Genomic DNA, 8,800 nt, shown 5'->3' on the forward strand with positions numbered 1-8,800 from the left:
CCCCTATCTTGCTAACCCCCCCGGGGGCCACGGCCCCCCAACCGGCCCACCCCCGCCCCCTTGTTGGGGGGGGGGGGGGGCGGGGGGCCCTGGGGGGCGGCCGGCCCCGTCGACTCGCCGACCCGGTGGCCGCTTCGCACCCGCCTGGGCCACGACCACTACATCCGCGTGGACACCAACGACTACCCCGTCCACCCCCGCGTGATCGGGCGCCTGGTGACCGTCCTGGCCGACACCGATGAGATCGCCGTGACCTGCGGCGAGGACGTGGTGGTCCGCCATGCCCGCTGCTGGGCCCGCCACCAGTCGATCACCGATCCCGAGCACGCCGCCGCGGGACCGGAGGCGGTGCGGACGACGGTATTGGTGTGGCGTTGTCCGTCACTGGGGATGGTGCTGATATTTGGCTGGGTGCCGCCGTTGATGGAATTGCCGATGTTGCCCTGGTCGGTGAACTGCTCGCCGTAGACCTGGATGACGGTACCGGTGAACGTGGCGGTGAAGCCGTCGGCGTCGTCGATGTGGACGCCGTCGTAGTAGTCGTTGAGGTAGCGTCCGCCCTGGTAGGCGAAGCCGCTGTAGGCGATCGACGAATCGGTGTCGTCGATGCGGGGCTACGCCGCCCCGACGTTCCCCATCGCGAATCCGTCGAGCGTCGAGTAGTTCCCCGACAGCTTGGTGATCACGATGGTGTGGTTGCCGAGCGTGAGACCGGTGGCGGTGTAGAGGACGGCATTGGCGTGGCGGTCCTTGCCCTCGGATTTGGTGTTCACGATCTGCATCGTGCCGCCGTCGATGGAGACGCCGATTCCGCCCTGGTCGGTGAACTGCTCGCCGTAGACCTGGATGCCGGTAGCGGAGAAGGTGTAGGTGGTGGTGGAGCCGTCGGCGGTCGCGAAGTGAACGTCGTCCTTGTAGTCGCCGAAACCGCGTTTCGCGTCGTAGTTGTATCCGCTGCTGTAGGTGATCGCCGCATCGGTGTCGTTGACGCGGGTCACCGCGTTCGGGGCTCCGACGGAGATCGTGTGTACGGGCGTACCGGCGGGGACCGGTGCGATGAGGAAGCTGCCGGAGAGGTACTCGACGCCGCTCACCCTCTCGGTGCCGACGTAGACCGGAGTGCCGGAGGTGAACCCTTCACCGGCGATCAGCACCGTGCTCTCGGTGGTCGGCGAGACGTAGGCGATGGACGGCCCTGCGGCGATGGCCAGGCCCGAGTGCGGGGCGGTCACCCCTGCCCCGGCGAGGATGGTCTTCGGGATGTCCTTCGGTCCGGGAGCGGCCGGGATCGGCTTGGTGCCGGTCTCGTAGACGTCCACCGGCTTGACGTCATAGAAGCTCTGAGTGGGGGCGGAGAAGTAGTTGTTGTTGATCCGGATGTGCCCGGTCGGGCTTGATCCGCCCTGGGAAGCTCCGCCCGCGTTGAAGGCGACGTTTTCCTGCCACTTGATCCACTCCGCGCCGGCGTCGTCGTAGTAGGTGAAGTTGGCGTAGCTGGCGTCGTACGCGACGTTTTGGGTCACCTGCAGGCCGTGGTTCAGGGTCTGATCCTTGTCGATCGGCCCGTTCGCGCCCACGCGGTTGCCCTTGATGTCGTAGTACTGGGCTTGGTGGCCTTCGACGTAGACCGCGCCGCCGTCCCTGCGCTCCGCGAGGTAGTGGTGGAAGACATTGTTGGTGATGCTGTTGTCGTTGTTGATGTTCACGGAGTTCTGCGGGTGGTTGGCATTGTCGACGTGGCCCTGGATCACTCCTGCGGTGACTGCGGTGTAGGGCACGTCGTACACGTTGTTGTGAGTGATCTTCGTGCCGCGGGAGAACAGCAGTGTGATCCCGGAGGCGGAGCTGTAGTCGGTTCCGATCCGGTGGACGATGTTGTCCGAGACGGTGGTGCCGGTCAGGATCTCGTTCTCACCGATCGTGTCACCGCTCACTTCCGAGGGGTTGGGTGTGCAGTTCTTCTTGATCCCGTCGGGCGGGGACAGCTGGCTGCGGTCGGCGTCGACAGGGACAACCGGTGTGGGGTCGTAGGTGCACCCGAGCAGAAGAGCGGTGGAGGCGATGTCGGTGAACTCGTTGCCCCGGATCAGCGTGTTCGCCGAGCCGTACATGACGCTCAGTCCTGCACCGCCCAGACCGGCGAACCTGTTTCCGCTGAAGGTGACGTTCTTGGCGGCGCTGACGGCAACGTTTCCTACCGGTTGGGTCAGCGCCCCCCACGGGCAGGTGCCGGCCGGGTCGGAGAAACGACACATTCCCTGGTTGCCCTTGGTGCTGCCTCCTGCCGGAGTTTCCGTCATCCGCAGGTTGCTCTGCACGTCGGCGAACCCCTCGCGGCCGGAGGGCGCGTTCCAGGTGGCGTGGGAGAACTGCAGGCCCCGGAACGTCAGATCGTGCACCGGGGCGGCCAGTGTGCCCGCCACCTGGACCAGCGACTCCAAACGCGGCAGCTCCACATCCAAAGCGGCGGGTGACTGACCGGGCATCGGCTGGTAGTACAGCGTGTTCGCCGCCGCGTCCAGGTACCACTGCCCCGGACGCAGCAGCTTCTTCGCGTTCTCCACCAGCCTCGGCACATCGCCGTCAGTCATCGACGGCAGGCCACCACTGGCATCGCGGAAATCTGCCCGGTTCGTGATGTTGGTCCAGCACGGCTCGGCCATCCTCAGGGCGCCTGTGCCGGCGTCAAACGTATCAACCCGGCAGCGGCTGTCAGTCCAACGGCCGTTGGCCGCCCCCGGATAGTGGAACTCCACCTGCGCGACCTCTGCCGCGCTCAGGCCCTTGAACCACTCCATCGCCTTGTCGTCGGCCTTAATGTTGTAGCCGTCGCCGGTATCGGACTTCTTCCAGGAGTTCTTGAAGCCGAGCTCTGCAATGCTGTGCGCCCGTGCGATCGGCGCCCCGCGCCCGTTCACGTACAGCTGCCTACTCGCGCTTCCCTCAGGGACCGACGCCGACCACACACCAGGAGTCGACGTCTGCGACCAGCCCGAGACCTGCAGCCCCCCGGAGATCACGGGGTGTGCGCCGTCGGCTGCTTCCCACACCACCGGGTGGCCCGGGCTGCCGGAGTCGGCCTCGCCGAACTTCCAGGTGCTCGACAACCGGTAGGTGCCGTTCAGCAGCTTCACCGTGACATCCGCGCCGCCATCGGCCGCCGACTGCGCCCTTACCTGCTTCTGTGCTTCGGTGAGTGAGCAGGTATCGGACTGCTGGCACGTGGTACTCGTGCCATTCGGGGATGCGTACAGGGTCACCGGCCCGGCAGCCGACGCCGGATTCGACGGACTGGCGACCAGCGACACCGTCAGCATCGCCAGCCCGCTGGCAGCAGCCAGGGGACGCCAAAGGTTGGGGACTCTCATATGAAGCTCCGTTTCGGGGGGATCCGGCAACAACCCACCGAGGCAACATCCCTGACACGCCCCAGGCAGGTGCTCATCAGTACACGGATGGATCAAGAGCAGGCCCGCACGAAGCGAAAGTGCCCATGAAATCGGTTGCAGGTGTCGGCGGTCGCCGAACCTCGCCCCCCTTGATGTCGGTCTACCGTGCCTCCATCTTGAGTTGTCCGTCGGGCTCTCGCCCGTGATGGCCGCGCTGGGGTGCAGCCGATGTCGCAATCCTTGGACCGCCAGGAGTCTCCCTTGAAGGTGAGAGCGTCGGCATGGCCCAGGCGAAGTGCAGCGTGGTCGCCGACACGGGGTACGTGGAGTTGGATTGTTCCGGACGGGTTGTGGGAGATCGCGAGGCCGTTGATCCCGCCGAAGCGGTTGCGGCCGCAGGGCGGTGGGACGGCGAACACGCCTGATGAGATGCTGTTCGCGGCCATCGTGTACGTGCTGGTCAGCGGGTGTGCGTGGCGTGCGCTGCCGCCCTGCTTCGGGGTGTCCAAGTCCACCGCGCACCGGCGCTTCCTGATCTGGTCACGGGCCGCGGGGTGTGGGGCCGGCTGCACGAGGCCGTCCTGGAGCGCCTGGACGACGCCGGCCTGCTGGACGTCTCGCGCGTCGTGCTCGATTCCGCCCACGTGAGGGCCAAGAAAGGTGCCCCTATGGTTTTCGTCAAGCGGCTGTGGCGACCGGGGGCTCGTAGAAGGTCCCGTCCCGAAGCATGGCGAAGAGCACGTCGATGCGCCGTCGGGCGAGGCAGACGAGGGCGGCGACGTGGTGTTTGCCCTGCCGTCGCTTCTTGTCGTAGTAGGCACGTGATTCGGGCTGGGACAGGGATGCGAACGCGGCGAGGTAGAAGGCCCGTTTGAGCTGTTTGTTGCCGCGCCGGGAGGAGTGCTCGCCGCGTATGGAGGAGCCGGAGCTCCTGGTCACCGGGGCCAGGCCGGCGTAGGCGGCCAGGTGGCCGACGGTGCGGAAGGTGCTGGCGTCGCCGACGTCGATGAGGATGCGGGCTCCGGTCCTGACCCCGATGCCGGACATGGAGGTCAGGACCTGGGAAAGAGGGTGGGCCTCCAGCAGTTCCTCGATACGGGCGGCGAGGAGTTTGCGCTGGTCGAGCACGGAGCCGAGCGAGCCGGCGAGGCTGGGGACGATCAGTGAGGCGGCGTCGGTGCCGGGCACGACGACGGTCTGCTCGTCGAGGGCTTCGAAGACGTCTCCGACCAGGCGCTCGGCCAGCAGTGGGGCCTTGGGCCGCAGCAAGGTCACCAGTCGGCGTCGCCCGGCCTTCCTCAACTGGGCTGGTGAGCCGTGGCGTTCGAGCAGTGTCAGGACGGCGGGGTGGTCCAGTCTCGGGCCCAGGACCCGCTCGAGCGAGGGGTGGATCTGGGTGAGCAGGCCGCGCAGGCGGTTCTTGATCCTGGTGGACTCGGCGGCGAGGTCGTCGTCGAAGCCGACGACCATCTCCAGTTCGGCGACGGTCTCGTCGCACGGTGCCAGGTCACGAAGAGCATGCGGCATTGTCCGCGAGGCGTCCGCGATGATCGCCGCGTCCCGTGCCTCGGTCTTGGCTTCACCAGCGTAGAGGTCGGCGATCCTTCGCATCGTCAGGCCCGGCAGGTAGGCGACTCGGCAGCCCGTGTCACGGGCCACGGCCAGGGGCAAGGCGTCGATCGAGGCAGGCTGGTCGACCACCACCAGCACGGTGCCGTGCTTGGCCTGGAGCTTGCTGAACACGTCACGCAGCTTCGGCTCGGTGTTGGGCAGCCGCTTGTCGAAGACCCGTTTGCCGGCCGGGGTCAGAGCGGTGGCGTGGTGCTCGCCCTTGCCCACGTCCAAGCCCAGGTAGACGTCGATATCACGTGTGTCGATCACGCGCACTCTCCACCGCGATCGTGCCCTTCCCGGCCTCACCTGCGACACCAGCGCGCCGGCATCCACGTTACGAAGAGCCTGCCTCACCCGGGAGGGATCGGTGCTCGTGCCCCTAATCAGCGGTCTGCCAATGCCTCCCGGACCCGGTGACAGCACCTTTTCGATCATGATCGACCGGGGCAACAAGTCATGCCGGGCCCGGAGGCCGGGAGCCCCATTGCGGGGCCATCAAAACGGTAACGGGGCACCGAACGGGACACGCCCGACCTCGTGGACCTCACACCGGCCGAGATTCGCCGTCTGCTGGCAACTGGGCCCCGCCACCACGTTCCCGACCACGGTCACGCGCTGAGCTGGTCACGGTGGCGCCGCCGGCACCAGGCACAAGCCCGCCACTGTCACTACAAGCGGCGCGATCACCCGGTAGTGGGACGGTCCGGCCAAGACCGTCCGCCACCCGCCTCCGCACCACTACACTCCCCACTCCCAGAGCGATGACCAGTAGAAATGGAGAAGCGCGGCTGGAGTATTAGGGCCCGCGACGCCTCCTCCGGATGAGGGAGCACCACCAGCCGCTCCCACTCCGAGACACGTAGGCCAAGCAAGTGGAACCCTCGCTCTGGTCCCTGTCGTGATGCACTCAACAACAGCCACTGATGTACACGTCGTGGAACGAGTGCCGATGCCTCCACGCGTCGGCCGAACCACCCGGGAGGCCACTCGTGCGCCCTGTCCGAACCTCGCTCCTGCTCCTCGTGTCCACACTGTTCGCCGTGGCCGCAGGTCCACCGGCCCAAGCCACCATGGCCGACCAGGCCCCCTCCGACCTGACCCACCGCCCTATCGTCTTCGTCCACGGCTACAACGCCGGCCCCGGAGTCTGGGGCGGCATGAAGGACTTCGCCCGCACATACGGGTACACCGACAACGAACTCTGGACCTTCGACTACAGCGCCCTCACCCCCGGCGACATCCCCATCACCACCATCGGCGACGAACTCGCCAAGTACATCGCCGACAAGCACCTCACCGACCGGTCACCCGACGGAAGGGTCGACATCGTCGCCCACTCCATGGGCGGCCTCGTCGCCCGTTCCTTCCTGGCGGATGGCGAGGCCCATCGGTCCGCCACCGCGCACCTGATCACCCTGGGCAGCCCCAACCACGGCACCAAGCTCGCGAGTTGGGGATGCTCTGTAGGCGTCAAATGCGACGAGCAGGTCAACGAGATGACCGGCGGATCCACCCTGATCACCAAGCTGAACCAGAACGGCGAGACACCCGGGCCGACCCGGTACGCCACCTTCCGCTCCAACGTCGGCGACGAACTCATCGTCAACCCCGGCACTTTCGACACGGACCTGTGCGACCGCCAGGTCTTCGGCTACACCCACACCGGCGAGGGCTCGGGAGACTACGCCGGGGACACCAGCGCGCTGAACGGCGCGGACAACCTCGTGACACCCTGCGTGGCCCACGGCGACCTCTACCAGGATCCCTGGACCCGCCACAAGGTCCTCGACCTCCTCGCCGACCACGACGGCGCCCACACCCCCCACGCCGTCCAAGTCGCCTGTGGAGAACTCAAGGAATTCTGGGGCGAGCGCAAGTGGGTCGGTGTCCACGCCCAGTCCTGCGCCACCGCGGTCCGCCCCGACCCCGGCGCCACGGTCAGCACCGTTCGCGGCGAGCTGCTCATCCGCGGATGCGGTTACTACAACACGATCGGCGTGTGGAAGTACGTCGGCAGGGACCCGGAGTACACCTGCCAAATCCCCTACGAGACCACCACCTGGGTCGACAGCCAGGGCTCGCCAGTCCAGAACAGCAGTACCACCGGCACCCGCACCATCGAGATTCCAGCCCCCGACGTCACAGCCCGCGCCGGCCAAAGTGTGCACTCCACGTGGAGCTTCGACGTGAACGCTTACTGGGGACCCGAATGGGGCGTCAAAAAGGCCATGGTCGATAGCGGAACCATGGCCCTTACCTGAGCACCCGGGTGGATGGCGCTTCGTGGCGGTCGCTCCCCACAGTGCACCGGTACGAGAGCTCGCCGTTCCGCGACGGGCACCGCAGGGGACCGCTCGCCGCCATCGTGGGACTGGCCCGGCCGGATCGCCATCGCACACGCGGGGCATCGCGAACACCGTCCGGCGGCGAGGCAAGGGCATCGCTCCTCCGCCCTGACCCGGCACACCGGCATCCCTTCTGCCGACATGCCTGACGACATGAATACGGGAGGCGCCGGGGTCCTCTGCAGTGGGGGAAACCACCGAGAAGAGAACAGACCATGACCAACCTGACCAGCTGGATGGCCTCCGTTCCGGACTCCACTCCGCTGACACGGATGTCGATTCCCGGGACCCATGAGTCCGGGGCGCGATTCTGCGCAGTGATCTCTGGGGACTGGGCCCAGTGCCAGAATCAGGAGTTCACCATCACGCGCCAGCTGAACGCCGGGGTCCGCTACCTCGATGTCCGGCTGCGCAACTTCCAGAACACCCTCCAGGTCCACCACGAGGCTGTGTATCAGAAAGCAAGGTTCCAGGATGTCGTCGACGAATGCGTCACCTTCCTGCACTCCCACAGCAGCGAGACCATCCTGATGCGGATCAAGCACGAGTACCACAACAACGACGAGGGAGACGACAGCACGGACGCCGGGTTCGTGGCACGGTTCAATGACATCAGCGGCCAGCACCCGGGCCTGTTCCACGCCGGATCATCCGTTCCCCGTCTCCGCGACGTCCGCGGCAAGATCGTCGTCCTCTCCGACGTCGACACACTGCCCGGGATCAACTGGAACGGCTCACTCATGGATAAACAGGATGACTGGAACCCTGACAACAGCAGCGTGAAAGTCGAAGAGGCCAAGAAGCAGTTCGAGAAGGCACGCAACGACAGCACCAGTTCCAGTCTCTTCGTGAACCACCTCAGTTGCTACCGCAAGATCCCCGATGGCAGCCCCGCCGAAATGGCCAAAGTGGTCGTCCCACCCGTCCGGGAGTACCTGTGGGCGAGTATCGCCACCTCAGGGTGGAACGCCCTGGGCACCGTCCCCATGGACTATGTTGACGAGAACCAGGCCCCGATGGTCATCGACCACCTCATCTGGTGGAACAGCGTCGGCACGGCCGGCCAGACCCGCACCCTGACGATCGAGCAAGCCGAGATGCTGACGTTCAACGACGGAAGCACCGACCCGGAGGTCTTCGGCTCCATCGTCATCACCACCCACGACAAGCGCATCTCCGCATGGAACCGCAACAAGGACAACCGTGTGAAGTTTCCCCACTCCAAGGGGACCTTCAAGCTGGATGCAGACAACGCCACCTCGAACCGCGGCTTCAGCATTCAGGTCGACTTGTGGGACTACGACACCTGGAACCCCAACGATCAGGTCGCCCTCGGCGTCGTGTACTGGGCACCTGCCGGAAGATTTCAAGTCCAGTGAGACGGTCGTGATGTTATGAGGTTTGTGGTGCGGGTTCCCTGCGCTTACTGGGGTCGTTGATCCATGCTGCCTG

Annotated in this window: 4 protein-coding genes and 2 pseudogenes; 4 read left to right on the forward strand and 2 right to left on the reverse strand. The window is 66.2% G+C overall.

Features of this window, described 5'->3' with window-relative positions:
* Positions 1 to 105: 105 nt before the first annotated feature.
* A pseudogene (locus tag ACFWJ4_RS37620) lies at positions 106 to 336 on the forward strand (IS21 family transposase); the annotation flags it as partial.
* Positions 337 to 614: 278 nt separating this feature from the next.
* Here the strand turns inward: ACFWJ4_RS37620 and ACFWJ4_RS37625 are convergent.
* Positions 615 to 3,368 carry a hypothetical protein gene (locus tag ACFWJ4_RS37625; protein ID WP_380552861.1) on the reverse strand — a complete coding sequence of 918 codons (2,754 nt, stop codon included), beginning with the start codon at positions 3,366 to 3,368 and terminating at the stop codon, positions 615 to 617.
* Between the two features lie 288 nt (positions 3,369 to 3,656).
* Between ACFWJ4_RS37625 and ACFWJ4_RS37630 the strand changes: the two are divergent.
* A pseudogene (locus ACFWJ4_RS37630) lies at positions 3,657 to 4,055 on the forward strand (transposase); the annotation flags it as partial.
* A 12-nt stretch (positions 4,056 to 4,067) separates the two neighbouring features.
* Here ACFWJ4_RS37630 and ACFWJ4_RS37635 read toward each other — a convergent pair.
* The gene (locus ACFWJ4_RS37635) at positions 4,068 to 5,270 is read right to left on the reverse strand and encodes an IS110 family transposase (protein ID WP_380552863.1); all 1,203 of its coding nucleotides are present in this window, start codon (positions 5,268 to 5,270) and stop codon (positions 4,068 to 4,070) included.
* A 773-nt stretch (positions 5,271 to 6,043) separates the two neighbouring features.
* On the opposite strand from ACFWJ4_RS37635, the gene ACFWJ4_RS37640 reads away from it, so the two are divergent.
* Positions 6,044 to 7,264 carry an esterase/lipase family protein gene (locus ACFWJ4_RS37640; protein WP_380552866.1) on the forward strand — a complete coding sequence of 407 codons (1,221 nt, stop codon included), beginning with the start codon at positions 6,044 to 6,046 and terminating at the stop codon, positions 7,262 to 7,264.
* Between the two features lie 299 nt (positions 7,265 to 7,563).
* A complete protein-coding gene (locus ACFWJ4_RS37645; RefSeq protein ID WP_380552869.1) occupies positions 7,564 to 8,727 on the forward strand; it encodes a phosphatidylinositol-specific phospholipase C in 1,164 nt (387 codons plus the stop codon).
* Positions 8,728 to 8,800: the final 73 nt, after the last annotated feature.

Origin of the sequence: Kitasatospora sp. NPDC127067 (genome assembly GCF_042724755.1) — a bacterium.
Taxonomy (GTDB): domain Bacteria; phylum Actinomycetota; class Actinomycetes; order Streptomycetales; family Streptomycetaceae; genus Kitasatospora; species Kitasatospora lactacystinica.

What these genes read in the sequence shown, in the direction of transcription:
- ACFWJ4_RS37645 (WP_380552869.1), top strand. Translation starts at nt 7,564, where the DNA reads ATGACCAACCTGACCAGCTGGATGGCCTCCGTTCCGGACTCCACTCCG.
- ACFWJ4_RS37625 (WP_380552861.1), bottom strand. Translation starts at nt 3,368, where the DNA reads ATGAGAGTCCCCAACCTTTGGCGTCCCCTGGCTGCTGCCAGCGGGCTG.